The sequence below is a fragment of the Georgenia sp. G2120 genome (assembly GCF_055326485.1).
This window is the reverse complement of record NZ_JBUZNL010000004.1, coordinates 146,653-158,491: the sequence shown is the minus strand read 5'-3', so window position 1 is coordinate 158,491 and position 11,839 is coordinate 146,653. Positions and strand designations below refer to the sequence as shown.

Below are 11,839 nucleotides of genomic sequence, written 5' to 3'. Positions count from 1 at the left end.
GCCTCCTCGGGGTCCGGCCCGGCCCGTCCGGTTCAGAGCAGCTCGCGCACGAGCGCGAACAGCGCGACGACGACGATGATCCCGCGCAGCACGACGGACGGCAGACGCTTCGCGACGTCGGCCCCGAGGTAACCGCCCACGAGCGAGCCGACGCCGATCGCGGCGGAGGCGACCCACACGACGTCGGCGTCGCCGGTGAAGAACGCGACCGTGTAGAAGAGCGCCGCCACGAGGTTGACGATGACGCTGAGGAAGTTCTTCACGCCGTTGACCTCGGCGAGCGGCTTCCCGGTGAACGACCCGAGGATGCCCATGTAGAGGATCCCCTGGGCGGCCGTGAAGTAGCCGCCGTAGATCGAGGCGCCGAACATCGAGGCCTGGAGGCCGCGCGAGCCGTACGGTCCGCGGTCCTGCCGCGCGAGGGTGTCGCCCGCGGCCGCGCGACGCTCACGCCGGCGGCCAACCGCGCGCACGATCACGGGCTGGAGCACGACGAGCAGGATCGCGGCGACGATGAGGAACGGGACGACGACCTGCAGCGCCCCGGGCGGCGAGATGAGCAGCATCGTGGCGCCGACCGCCGCGCCGAGCGCGGACATCAGCATGAGCGGCCTGAGGGACGGCCCCTCCTTCGCCAGGTCCTTGCGGTAGCGCAACGATCCGCCGACGGCGGAGAACAGGATGCCGATCGTGTTCGTCACGAGCGCCGACGCCGGCGCGAAGCCGAGAGAGAGCAGGGCGGGCAGCGTGATGAGGGAGCCCGAGCCCACGGCGCCGTTGACGGCGCCCGCCGCCACCGCCACCACGGCGAGCAGCGCCAGCTCCGTCAGTTCCATCCGTCCTCCGGCTCGATCCCGACGCACACCGTAGTCCGAGCCGAGATCCCGCCCCGTCAGTGCCCGCGGAAGGCCTCCTGCAGCCACCACGCGCCGCCGTCGTTCGCGATCTTCGCGTCGACGACGAGGGGCCGGTCCCGATCACCGGTGACCCACTCGCGCACCGCCTCGAGATCGCCGACCCCTCGGACAACGACGCCCTCGGCACCGAACCCGCGGGCGATCGCGGCCACGTCGACGTCGGGGAAGGTGACGGTCGACATGTCGGCACCGGTCGGTCCGTCGTCGTCGACCCCGAAGTGGTGGACCTCGGCGCCGTAGGCGGCGTCGTCGTAGACCACGACGACGAGTGGCAGGCGCAGCCTGACCGCGGTCTCGAGCTCGGCGACGGCCATGAGGAACCCGCCGTCGCCGGTGCCGAGGACGGGAAGGCGGTCCGGGCGGGCGAGGGCGGCGCCGATCGCCGTGCCGAGGCCGAGCCCGATCGACTGGAAGGCCTGGGTGAAGCAGAAGCCGTTCTCGTCCGGGACGGACAGGTACTGGCTCGGGTAGCCCATGAAGTTGCCGGAGTCGATCGAGACGATCCGCTCGGCGGGCAGCAGGTCGTCGAGCGTGCGGGTCAGGGTCCGGGCGTCGATCCGCTCCCCCGTCGAGGCGTCCTCGAACGGGACGTCCCGCCAGCGCGAGCCGAACGCGATGCGGGCCCGGACCTCGTCCGTGCGGTAGCCGGTCCGGGTGGTCCCGCGCCGCTCGAGCTCCTCGGTCACGGCCGTGGCGGTCTCGGCGGCATCGCCGAGCACGCCGAGGTCGATCGGTCGGTTCGCGCCGAGGGCCTCGTCCTCGACGTCGACCTGGACCACCGTCGTGCCCCGCGAGATCAGCCGCCCGTGGCGCATCGTCCACATGTTGAGGGTGCAGCCCACGCCGACGACGAGGTCCGCGCCGGCGATGTGGTCCGCCGTCGTCGGCGAGGAGAAGCCGCCCGAGATCCCCAGGTCGAACGGGTCGCCCTCGAACAGGCCCTTCGCGACGGCCGAGGTGGCGAGGAGGGCGCCGGCGCGCGCCGCGAGGAGACGGAGCTCCGGCCCGGCCCCGCGGGCGCCGCGGCCCGCGACGAGGACCGTCCGCTCCGCCCGCTCGAGGAGGTCCGCCAGGCGGACGACGGCGTCACCGGACGGCCGGACGGTCTGCGGGGGTGCGACGTCAAGGAGGGGGGGGTCGACCGGCGGAGCGGGCTGGGCCTGGACGTCGAGGGGCAGGTTGAGGACCACCGTGCGGCGCTGGTTGCGGGCGGTGCGGAACGCGCGGACGACATCGGTCAAGGCGCTCGCGGCGGAGTGGACGCGGTCCGGGACGGCTCCGCCGGAGCGGGCGAGGCCCGGCTGGTCCATGGCGAAGTTCGAGCGCACCGCTGCGGGCGCGGTCTCGGCGGCGAGCACGATCATCGGCGTCCGGGACTTCGCCGCCTCGACGATCCCGGTCACCGCGTTCGTCAGCCCGCAGCCCTGGTGGACCGAGACGAGGGCGACCTGGCCGGACATGCGTGCGTACGCGTCGGCCATGACGGCGGCGCCACCCTCGTGCCGGCTCGCCGTGAACGGCACGCCGTAGGTCCGCAGCGCGTTCGTCACGTGGAAGTTCCCCGAGCCGACGACGCCGAAGCAGTGCCCGGCGCCCAGCCGCGCGAGGGCCCACCCCACGAGGTCGGCCACGGTCGAGCCCGCGGGGAGGTCGGGTGCGCTGATCGGATCCATCGGGGACCGCCTGTCGTCGTCGGGGGCATGGGGTGGACGGGCCGCCCGTGGGCGGTCGCGTCTCGTGGCCGGTGAACTTGTGAGACGGGGGAGCCACGGGGGCCGCCCCGCCCTATGGTGACGCGTGTCGCACAGTGCCGTGCCCGCGTTCGCGGGACGGACACACCTCACCCCCCGGAGGAGACCCATGTCCGAGCAGCGCGAGCTGGTCAGTCCGACCGAGCTCCATCCGACCCCCGGCTTCAGCCACGTGACCGTCGCGCCCCCCGGCCGCACGATCTACGTGGCCGGCCAGGCCGCCCTCGCCCCCGACTTCTCGGTCATCGGCGGCGACGACCTCCGCGAGCAGACCGTCGCCGCCATGCGCAACCTCGAGATCGCGCTGGCCTCGGTCGGGGCGGGCCTCGAGCACGTGGTGCGCCGCACCGTCTTCACGACCCGGCCCACCGAGCACGCCGTCATCACCGACGGCATCGAGGAGGTCCAGGGCTCGAGCGAGCACCCGGCGCAGTCGATCGTCGGCGTGACGGGGCTGGCCGTGCCCGGCATGCTCGTCGAGATCGAGGTCACCGCCGTGGTGCCCTGAGCACCGCGGCACCGCAGCACCGCAGCACCGTCCTGTCCGGGCCCGTCCGCCCGCACCGTCCCGTCCGCGCACCGGCACCAAGGAGATCCGCATGACCGAGCAGGCCCGCCCGTCCGTCCTCGCCGCCCTCACCGAGGCGCTGACCTCCGGTGCGGTCGAGATCGTCGACCTCACCGCCCCGTTGACGAGCTCGACCCCGATCCTCGAGCTGCCCGAGCAGTTCGGGCAGACCGCCAGGTTCGAGCTCGAGGAGATCAGCCGCTACGACGACCGAGGGCCGGCCTGGTACTGGAACAACTTCCGCACCGGCGAGCACACGGGCACGCACTTCGACGCCCCGAACCACTGGGCGAGCGGCAAGGACGGAGCGGACATCGCCTCGGTCCCCGTCGGCGCGCTCGTGGCACCGGCGGTCGTCCTCGACGTCACGGCGGAGGTCGCTGCGGACCCCGGGTACGTGGTCGGGCGCGAGCAGGTCGAGGCGTTCGCGAAGGAGACCGGGCTGCCGAACGGTGGCTGGCTGCTCGTGCGGTCCGGCTGGTCGTCGAGGCAGACCCAGGAGGAGATGATCAACCGGACCGAGGACGGCCCGACGTCCCCGGGGCTGTCGGTCGAGGCGGCGCGGTGGGTCGCCGAGGAGACGCCGCTGCAGGGGCTCGGCGTCGAGACCGTCGGGACCGACGCCGGGGCGGCCGGCGGGTTCGACCCGCTGTTCCCGTGCCACCACTTCTTCCTCGGCAACGGCAAGTACGGGCTCTCCCAGCTGCGCAACCTCGACCTGCTGCCGACCACCGGGGCCGTGATCGTCACGTCGCCGCTGAAGATCGTCGGCGGGTCCGGGTCCCCGACGCGCGCGCTCGCTCTCGTCGAGCGCTGAGGCGCGTCGAGGTCCGACGGCGGGGCGGGCGAGCCGGACGGGGCCGGGCTGGGCCGATCGTCGTGGTCGAGAGTGCGGTTCGGAGCCCCGCGTACCGTGGTGGCATGCCCGACGGACACCTCCTCTTCGACGGCGACTGCGGGATCTGCACCCGGCTCGCCGCATGGCTCGGCCGCCGCGGTCTGGGCTGCGGGATCGAGCCGATCCGGCCGGCGCGCCTGGCGGAGCTCGGGGTCGATCCTGACCGTGCGACGCGCGAGATCCCGTTCGTCCTTCCGTCCGGCGAGGTCCGGTACGGCGCCCGGGGCATCGCCGCCGCGCTCGCGACGGGTCCCGCCTGGCTGCGCGCGGCCGGGGCCGCGATCGACGCCCGACCACTTCGACCGGCCGCGGCGTGGGTCTACGGCCTCGTCGCACGGAACCGCGGACGGCTGCCGGGCGGCACCGCGGCGTGCGAGCTGCCCGCGGGCGTCGGCGGTCGCAGCGCCGACCTCACAGGTCAGGTGCCGACCACACCGACGCCGTCGGCTGCGTCAGCGCACACCGTGTGAGGTCGGGGGTACGGGGACCCCGGTCGCCCGACGGCGCCCCGGATCGTCACCCCACGGTCGCCCGTCCGAAACGTGAACGATTCGTCCGCGTTACCGACGGCGCTCCTGGTGACTCGGTTCACCGCCTGTTGGTGCGCTGGGTCCTTACCCCCGGCGGCCGGACCCGGAACACTGGAGGCATGAACACGCCCCACCTGCCCTCCTTCGACGAGGTCAAGCCCGTCGACAGCTGGCTCACCGACATGGACGGCGTTCTCGTTCACGAGGAGAGCGCCCTGCCCGGCGCTGTCGACTTCATCGACGCGCTCAAGAGTGCCGACCTGCCCTTCTCCGTGCTCACCAACAACTCGATCTACACCCCGCGCGACCTGCGCGCCCGCCTGCTCGCCTCGGGCCTGGACATCCCCGAGGAGTCCATCTGGACCTCCGCCCTCGCGACCGCCGAGTTCCTGCGCACGCAGCGCCCCGGCGGCACCGCCTACGTCATCGGCGAGGCCGGCCTGACCACCGCCCTGCACGAGGCCGGCTACACGATCACCGAGCGCGATCCCGCATACGTGGTGCTCGGCGAGACCCGTACCTACTCGTTCGAGGCCATCACCCGCGGCATCCGACTCATCGAGAACGGTGCGCGGTTCATCGCCACCAACCCGGACGTCTCGGGCCCCTCGCCCGCCGGCACGCTGCCCGCGACCGGCTCCGTCGCCGCCCTCATCACGGCGGCCACCGGCCAGACGCCCTACTTCGTGGGGAAGCCCAACCCGCTGATGATGCGCTCCGCGCTCAACCGCCTCGACGCCCACTCGGAGTTCACCGTCATGGTGGGCGACCGGATGGACACCGACGTGAAGTCGGGCCTCGAGGCCGGCATGCGCACGATCCTCGTCCTCACCGGCTCCACGCGGCCCGACTTGGTCGACCGCTTCCCCTACCAGGCCACCCGGGTCCTCGACTCGATCGCCGACGTCGTCCCCCTCGTCGAGAAGCACGCCCGCATCGTGGCCGAGCCCACCGAGAAGCCCACCTCGCTCACCGACCGCCTCCGCGGCGTCAAGTAACCCCGAGCAACTCCCCCACCGCCCCCGCCCGACGGGCGCCCGAGCCACCGGCCGGGCGCCCGTCGTCGTTCCAGGCGCCGTCAGAGCTGGGCGGTGAAGTGCTCCGCCATCGCCGGGTGGTACTCGGCGAAGTCGACGGCCGTCGGATCGCCCCCGCTCTCGGCCGCGAGCAGACGGTCCATGTAGAACTCCCACCCCGGCCCGACGTCGCCGACCATCGCCGGGTCGAGGTCGAGGTGGGTGAGGGTGACGAAGCAGGCCTCGACGTCGGGCTGGAGGTCGATCGCGAGCTCCCAGGCACCCTCGCCGACCGAGCGCACGACGAACCGCTCGGGCGCCCGGCACTCGACGACGTCCATCGGCATCGTCGGGTGGCCCTCCTCGGCCAGCATCGTCACGTCGATGCGGCCCGACGCCGGATCGCCGTCGTAGGGCCCGTACCAGCGGGCCAGCCCGTCGCTCGTGGCGAGGTTGTACCAGGCCACCGACTGCGGGACCGGGAGGCGTCGGGAGACCACGAGGTGGACCCGCCCGGGAGTCGTGCCCGGCGTGACCGTCCCGGTCGCGCGGGGGGCCGGCAGCCCGGACGGCCGCACGGCGGCGCGGGCCTCGTCGAGCCGCTGCTGGGCGCGCAGGAGCCGGGGGTCGTCGGGCGCGAGCGGCGCTCCGTGGGAGTGCCCCGCATGGTCATCGGCACCGTGGGAGTGCGTGTCGTCGTGGCCGCCGGCCGCCTCGCCGTGACCGTGCGCGTCCTGGCCGTCCGGCGAACCCGGCCTGTCGTCGTCGGGGGGGCTCGCCGGGCGGGTGTTGTCGCCGTCGTGGGGCATGAGAGCACGCTAGCCGGGCGGGACGGGCATACGCTCGTCCGCATGGAGCACCGCTACCTCGGCCGTTCGGGCCTGAAGATCTCGGAGATCACCTACGGCAACTGGCTCACGCACGGGTCCCAGGTGGAGAACGACGTCGCCTCCGCGTGCGTCCGCGCCGCCCTCGACGCCGGCATCACGAGCTTCGACACCGCCGACGTCTACGCGAACACCGCCGCCGAGTCCGTCCTCGGCGAGGCGCTGGCCGGCGAGCGCCGCGAGTCCCTCGAGATCTTCACGAAGGTGTACCACCCGACCGGGCCCAAGGGTCCGAACGACTCCGGGCTCTCGCGGAAGCACATCATGGAGTCGATCGACGGCTCGCTGCGCCGGCTGCGCACCGACCACGTCGACCTCTACCAGGCCCACCGCTACGACGTGGAGACGCCGCTCGAGGAGACGATGCAGGCGTTCGCGGACGTCGTGCGGCAGGGCAAGGCCCTCTACATCGGCGTGAGCGAGTGGACGACCGAGCAGATCCGCGACGGCGTCTCGCTCGCCCACCAGCTCGGCTTCCAGCTCATCTCGAGCCAGCCGGAGTACTCGATGCTCTGGCGCGTCATCGAGGAGGAGGTCGTCCCCACCTCCGAGGAGCTCGGCCTGTCCCAGATCGTGTGGAGCCCGATGGCGCAGGGCGTCCTGTCCGGCAAGTACCTCCCGGGCGCCGAGGCGCCCGCCGGGTCGCGCGCCGCCCACGAGTCGACGAAGAAGGCGATCTCCCGCTGGATGACGCCCGAGGTCCTCACCCGCGTCCAGGAGCTGCGCCCGCTCGCCGACGAGGCCGGGCTGACGATGTCGCAGCTCGCGATCGCGTGGGTGCTGCAGAACGAGAACGTCGCCGCGGCGCTCGTCGGCGCCTCCCGCCCCGAGCAGGTCACGGAGAACGTCAAGGCCGCCGGCGTCCGGCTCGAGCCCGAGCTCATGGCCCGCATCGACGACGCGCTCGGGGACGTCGTCGAGCGCGATCCCGCCCGCACCGCCGAGCGGACGCCCGCGGCCAGGCTCAGCTGAGGGCGCGCGGTGCACCGGCACACGGACGCCCCCCGAGCAGCACCGGACGAGGGCACACCACCGCGATGACGGACCACCCCGGCCTGCCGCCCGAGCCACGTCGGCGCGCCCTCGCGGTCTCGCCCGTCTGGGCGGTGCTGGGGGCCGCCCTCGCGGCGGCGCTCGTCGGCCTGGTCACGGGCTGGGACGACTGGGGAACGGCCCGGACCGCGGTCGTCCTCGGCGGCGCCGTGGCGCTGTGGGCGGCCGGCACCGCGTACCTGCTGCTCGTCGTCGTCCCTCCGCAGCTCGCGGTGCGACGCGCGCTCATGGGTGACCACGTAGTGCGCACGTTCCCGCAGCGGCAGCTCGACCACGCCTACCGACGGCACGCACTCGTCGAGACGGGGCGATGGTGGCTCGTCCTGGACGGGAGCTCCGCGAGGTTCACGTGGACGGCGGGCGCGGACCGGATCGACTCCCCCGTCCTGGGCCTCGACCACCTGTCCGAGGCCGGTCGCGCCGCCCTCACCCGCGCGGCCGAGGGGTGCCGGAACGGAGAGGTCGGCTCCGCCCGGCCGGACGCCACGGCGGTGCCGGTGGACGACCACCGAGTCGTCGACCTGCTGCTCAGCGGGGATCCCGCGGTCCTCGAGACGCTGCGGCCGTTCGTCCTCGACGTGCGCCGGCGCGCCCGCGAGCTCGGTCCGACCACCCGGTCATGAGCTCGGTCCGGTCGACCGCCGACGATGTCCTGACGACGTGTCACGGCGGGGGTCGGCGGTACGCACCGACCGACGCATCACCCCCGACGACGACGCACCCCCGGTCCGCCGACCGCTCAGTCCTGCGGCACCCCGGTCCGGGCCCCGCCCCCTCCGGCGGTCTCGCTCCCGACGCCGGGCATGTCCTCTCCGGCACCGCCGGGAACGTCCTCACCATCGCCGCCGGGAACGTGCTCGAGGATGTCCCCGGGCTGGCACTGCAGGACCCGGCATATCGCCTCGAGGGTGCTGAACCGGATCGCCCTGGCCCGACCGTTCTTCAGCACGGCGACGTTCGCCGGCGTGAGCCCGACCAGGTCCGCGAACTCGCCCACGCCGAGCTTCTGCCTGGCCAGCTCGACATCGAGGCGCACGACGATCGCCATCAGATGACCCCCTCGAGCTCGGCCCGGTAGCCGGCCGCCTGCCGGAGCAGGCCACGCATGACGACCATGAGCAGGACCGGGAGGGCGGAGAGCACGACGACGCCGGTCAGCAGCATCGGGACGCCCGGGTCGCGCTCCGGCCCGAGAAAGACGAGCACGCAGACGTAGGCCGCGAGCAGCGCCACGAGCACCCAGGCGACCGCCAGTGCGACGACGATCGCGTCGACCCACCGGCGGGACTCCGAGCTGAAGATCCGGTCGCGCCGCACGAGCGTGAGCAGGCGCCAGATGCACACGACGACGACCTGGACGCACAGCAGCACGACGACGGCGACCGCCTGGGTCGGGATCCGGATGTGCAGCTCCTCCGCATCGTGCGCGAACGAGCCCGGCAACGAGAACACCTGGAGGACGGTGAGCCAGATGGTGGCGGCGACGAGGCCTGCGCGAAGGAGGGCGACAACCCACGTGACACGAAGCATGGATCGAGTATCGGCGCGAATCTATCGATAGGCAATAGATTTGCCCGCACGAATACACGAACCGTGGGCCACCTCTCATCACTGTCTGGGATAACGCAGTTCGACTCGATATCCTGGAGGTCCTTTATGAGGCCATCGACATCGACGATCGACACGAACCCACCCTCGACGGGGCCCGTCGAGATTCTCCCCCCGCAGCTCGCGCACGGCGCCGGCATGTGGCGCGTGGCGCGTGACTCGGGAGCCCTCGAGCTCAACACCTCCTACGCCTACCTGTTGTGGGCGCGCGACTTCTCGGCCACCTGCAGGGTGGCCCTGCTGGACGGCGAGGTGGTCGGCTTCGTCTCCGGCTACCTCCGGCCCGACGCCCCCGACCACCTGTTCGTCTGGCAGGTCGCCGTCGACTCGCGGCTGCGCGGGCAGGGCGTCGCCGCGCGGCTGATCGACGAGCTCGCCTCGGCGCACCCGCAGGCCACCGCCCTGGAGACCACGATCACCGACGACAACGCCGCCTCCAACCGGCTCTTCGCGTCCTTCGCCGAGCGCCGCGGGGCGGAGCACCGCACGGAGCGGGGTTTCGACGTCGGGGACTTCCCCGACGGGCACGAGGCCGAGGTGCTGCACGTGATCGCCCCGCTGCACCCCGCCGCGACCTGACCCCCTCCGCGCCGCCGACGCGCGGCGCGACCGACCGGCCGTCCGGCGTCCGCCGCCCGCACCCACCGTCCGCCCGCCCCCTCGACCACGCCCGACCTCGCACCGCCTGCACCCCCGACACCGCATCGCACGACACCGATACAGGAGCGAAGATGACGACGACGACACCCCCCACGACAGAGCTCGAGTCAGAGGTCCGCAGCTACTCCCGCAGCTGGCCCACCACGTTCACCACCGCGACCGGCAGCACGATGACCGACGAGGACGGCCGCGAGTACCTCGACTTCTTCGCCGGCGCCGGAGCGCTCAACTACGGCCACAACAACCCGCTGCTCAAGAAGGTCCTCGTCGAGCACCTCACGTCGGACAAGGTCGTCCACGGTCTCGACATGTTCACCGACGTGCGCCGCGACTTCCTCCAGACCTTCCGCTCCCACATCCTCGAGCCGCGCGGGCTCGACCACCGCGTCGTGTTCCCCGGCCCGGGCGGCGCGAACGCCGTCGAGGCGGCGCTCAAGCTCGCCCGCAAGGTCACCGGCCGCGAGTCGGTCGTCAACTTCACCAACGGCTTCCACGGCATGACGCTGGGCGCCCTGTCCGTGACCGGCAACTCGATGAAGCGCGGGGGCGCGGGCATCCCGCTCGTGCACGCCACGCCGATGCCCTACGACGACTACTTCGACGACGAGTACCCGGACTTCCTCTACTTCGAGCGGCTGCTCCAGGACCTCGGCAGCGGGCTCAACGAGCCGGCCGCGGTCATCGTCGAGAGCGTCCAGGGCGAGGGCGGCATGAACGCCGCGCGTGCGGACTGGCTGCGCAAGCTCTCCGCGCTGTGCAAGGAGCACGAGATCCTGCTCATCCTCGACGACATCCAGATGGGCTGCGGCCGCACCGGCGGGTTCTTCAGCTTCGAGGAGGCCGGGATCGTCCCGGACATCATCACGCTCTCGAAGTCCATCAGCGGCTACGGCCTGCCGATGGCGCTCACCCTCATCCGCCCCGAGCTCGACATCTGGGAGCCGGGCGAGCACAACGGCACGTTCCGCGGCATCGGCCCGGCCTTCGCGACCGCAACCGCAGCCATCAAGGAGTTCTGGGGCGACGACACGCTCGAGAAGTCCACGACGGCGAAGGGCCTCTACATCGAGGGCCGGCTCAACAGCATCGCGGCCCGCCACGAGGCCCACGGCCTGACGTCCAAGGGCCGCGGCCTGGCCCGCGGGATCCAGTTCGAGGACGCCGAGAAGGCCGGCGAGGCCTGCGCGCTGGCCTTCGAGCGCGGGCTCCTCGTCGAGACCTCCGGACCCATGAGCGAGGTCATCAAGTTCCTGCCGGCACTGACGATCACCGACGACGAGCTTGCCCGCGGTCTCGACATCATCGAGTCCTGCATCGACGACGTCCTCGCCGCCTGACCGACCGCGCTACCGTGCCGCCGGCCCTCGCGCCGGCGGCCGGGCAGTCGCGTCCGCGGCCGCACGTCGCACCACCGATCACCCGACACCTGAGACCTGGAGGTCCCCATGCTCGTCCGCACGATCGATGAGATCACCGACACCGACGCCGACATCAAGACGCCGAACTGGCGCAGCAAGCGCATCATCCTCGCCAAGGAGGGCGTCGGCTTCTCGGTGCACGAGACCACGCTGTACGCCGGGACCGTCAACGAGTTCTGGTACGCCAACCACATCGAGGCCGTCTTCATCACCTCGGGCGAGGGCGAGATCGAGGACCTGGCCACCGGCGAGGTGCACCAGCTCGCGCCCGGCTCGCTCTACCTGCTCAACGACCACGACAAGCACGTGGTCCGGCCGCGCACCGAGATGAAGACCGTGTGCGTGTTCAACCCGCCGGTCACCGGCCGCGAGGTGCACGACGAGAACGGCGTGTACCCGCTCATCACCGAGGACGCGGGCTGACCCAGCCCCCCTGCAGTACCGACGGCCGCCGGTCCCACCGCTTGGTGGGGCCGGCGGCCGTTCGTCGTGCTCCGTCGACAACTATCTTGACGTCGAGATAGTTGCGGTGG

The 11,839-nt window shown here is 72.5% G+C and carries 13 protein-coding genes and 1 pseudogene; 9 read left to right on the top strand and 5 right to left on the bottom strand.

Annotated features, from left to right (window positions below; genetic code table 11):
- Positions 1-32 precede the first annotated feature (32 nt).
- Both ACZLMO_RS06390 and ACZLMO_RS06385 read right to left on the bottom strand, forming a co-directional pair.
- Complete coding sequence (locus ACZLMO_RS06390; protein ID WP_463653220.1) at positions 33-836, bottom strand: sulfite exporter TauE/SafE family protein; 804 nt, start codon at positions 834-836, stop codon at positions 33-35.
- A gap of 56 nt (positions 837-892) precedes the next feature.
- Positions 893-2,590 carry a thiamine pyrophosphate-binding protein gene (locus tag ACZLMO_RS06385; RefSeq protein ID WP_463653219.1) on the bottom strand — a complete coding sequence of 566 codons (1,698 nt, stop codon included), beginning with the start codon at positions 2,588-2,590 and terminating at the stop codon, positions 893-895.
- 187 nt (positions 2,591-2,777) lie between these two features.
- Here ACZLMO_RS06385 and ACZLMO_RS06380 point away from each other — a divergent pair, with 187 nt between their 5' ends.
- From ACZLMO_RS06380 to ACZLMO_RS06365, 4 genes are all read left to right on the top strand, one after another.
- Entirely contained in the window at positions 2,778-3,176 is a 399-nt protein-coding gene (locus ACZLMO_RS06380) for a RidA family protein (RefSeq protein ID WP_463653218.1), read from the top strand.
- Between the two features lie 91 nt (positions 3,177-3,267).
- On the top strand, positions 3,268-4,053 hold the full coding sequence (locus ACZLMO_RS06375) for a cyclase family protein (RefSeq protein WP_425713925.1): 786 nt from the start codon (positions 3,268-3,270) through the stop codon (positions 4,051-4,053).
- Positions 4,054-4,157: 104 nt separating this feature from the next.
- Positions 4,158-4,604 carry a thiol-disulfide oxidoreductase DCC family protein gene (locus tag ACZLMO_RS06370; RefSeq protein WP_463653217.1) on the top strand — a complete coding sequence of 149 codons (447 nt, stop codon included), beginning with the start codon at positions 4,158-4,160 and terminating at the stop codon, positions 4,602-4,604.
- A gap of 179 nt (positions 4,605-4,783) precedes the next feature.
- Entirely contained in the window at positions 4,784-5,662 is an 879-nt protein-coding gene (locus tag ACZLMO_RS06365) for an HAD-IIA family hydrolase (protein ID WP_463653216.1), read from the top strand.
- Positions 5,663-5,742: 80 nt separating this feature from the next.
- Here ACZLMO_RS06365 and ACZLMO_RS06360 read toward each other — a convergent pair whose 3' ends face one another.
- Positions 5,743-6,489 carry an SRPBCC family protein gene (locus ACZLMO_RS06360; RefSeq protein ID WP_463653215.1) on the bottom strand — a complete coding sequence of 249 codons (747 nt, stop codon included), beginning with the start codon at positions 6,487-6,489 and terminating at the stop codon, positions 5,743-5,745.
- A gap of 42 nt (positions 6,490-6,531) precedes the next feature.
- Between ACZLMO_RS06360 and ACZLMO_RS06355 the strand changes: the two genes are divergently transcribed.
- A complete protein-coding gene (locus tag ACZLMO_RS06355; protein ID WP_463653214.1) occupies positions 6,532-7,539 on the top strand; it encodes an aldo/keto reductase family protein in 1,008 nt (335 codons plus the stop codon).
- A 65-nt stretch (positions 7,540-7,604) separates the two neighbouring features.
- Positions 7,605-8,243: a hypothetical protein gene (locus ACZLMO_RS06350; RefSeq protein ID WP_463653213.1), complete on the top strand. Its 639-nt coding sequence runs from the start codon at positions 7,605-7,607 to the stop codon at positions 8,241-8,243.
- A gap of 224 nt (positions 8,244-8,467) precedes the next feature.
- Here the strand turns inward: ACZLMO_RS06350 and ACZLMO_RS06345 are convergent.
- Together ACZLMO_RS06345 and ACZLMO_RS06340 are read right to left on the bottom strand one after the other, a co-directional pair.
- Positions 8,468-8,668, bottom strand: a pseudogene (locus tag ACZLMO_RS06345) (helix-turn-helix domain-containing protein); the annotation flags it as partial.
- Entirely contained in the window at positions 8,668-9,150 is a 483-nt protein-coding gene (locus ACZLMO_RS06340) for a DUF2975 domain-containing protein (RefSeq protein ID WP_425713932.1), read from the bottom strand. The gene ACZLMO_RS06340 and the pseudogene ACZLMO_RS06345, both read right to left, overlap by 1 nt.
- A 126-nt stretch (positions 9,151-9,276) precedes the next feature.
- Between ACZLMO_RS06340 and ectA the strand changes: the two genes are divergently transcribed.
- From ectA to ACZLMO_RS06325, 3 genes are all read left to right on the top strand, one after another.
- A complete protein-coding gene (gene ectA / locus ACZLMO_RS06335; protein ID WP_463653212.1) occupies positions 9,277-9,807 on the top strand; it encodes a diaminobutyrate acetyltransferase in 531 nt (176 codons plus the stop codon).
- A 152-nt stretch (positions 9,808-9,959) separates the two neighbouring features.
- Positions 9,960-11,225, top strand: a complete 1,266-nt coding sequence (gene ectB / locus ACZLMO_RS06330; protein WP_425713934.1) for a diaminobutyrate--2-oxoglutarate transaminase — start codon at positions 9,960-9,962, stop codon at positions 11,223-11,225.
- Between the two features lie 108 nt (positions 11,226-11,333).
- The gene (locus tag ACZLMO_RS06325; RefSeq protein ID WP_425713935.1) at positions 11,334-11,729 is read left to right on the top strand and encodes an ectoine synthase; all 396 of its coding nucleotides are present in this window, start codon (positions 11,334-11,336) and stop codon (positions 11,727-11,729) included.
- Positions 11,730-11,839: the final 110 nt, after the last annotated feature.